General features: G+C 65.2%; 1 pseudogene. It reads left to right on the top strand.

The window, feature by feature from the left end:
* A pseudogene (locus tag A5745_RS03050) lies at positions 1 to 607 on the top strand (dihydrodipicolinate reductase); the annotation flags it as partial.

Here is a 607-nt window from a genome sequence, read left to right as displayed (position 1 = left end):
AGCGGTCCCGAGCGCGATGCGCTGGCCATCCCGGACTATGTTCGGCTGCTCGAAGCCGGAATCAACGTCGTCACGACCAGCACGACCCGGTTGGTCAATCCGCACGCCTACCAGCCCACCGAGTGGCGCGACCAACTCCTCGCCGCGGCCAAGCAGGGCCAGGTGTCGTTGTATGCGTCCGGGATCGAGCCCGGCTTCGCCGCTGACTATCTGCCCTTAGTGCTGTCCACCCAGTCGTCGTCCATCGAGAAAATCCACTCGTTTGAGGTCGGCCTGTACGACGACTACGGGGTTCCCGACATCATGAGCGACGCGTTGGGCTTCGGACGTCCGCTCGACTACCAGCCCTGGATCGGCTATCCCGGGGCCATCGCCGGCGAATGGCAGGGGCAGCTCCGGCTGATCGCCGACGCGCTTGGAGTCGAAATCCAGGAAATCCGTGAGAGTTTCGATCGCGCGGTAACCAACCGGACACTTGAGGTAGCCATGGGCACCGTCGAGGCCGGGACATGCGGCGCCCTGCGAATGAAGGCGATCGGGGTGGTCGACGGTCACGAGGCCATCGTCATCGAGCACGTGACCCGGATGGCCCGCGATGTCGCCCCCG

This window comes from Mycobacterium sp. IS-2888 (assembly GCF_001954215.1).
Lineage (GTDB): Bacteria > Actinomycetota > Actinomycetes > Mycobacteriales > Mycobacteriaceae > Mycobacterium.
The sequence above is the reverse complement of the archived record's forward strand: the minus strand, read 5'-3'. Positions and strand labels throughout refer to the sequence as shown.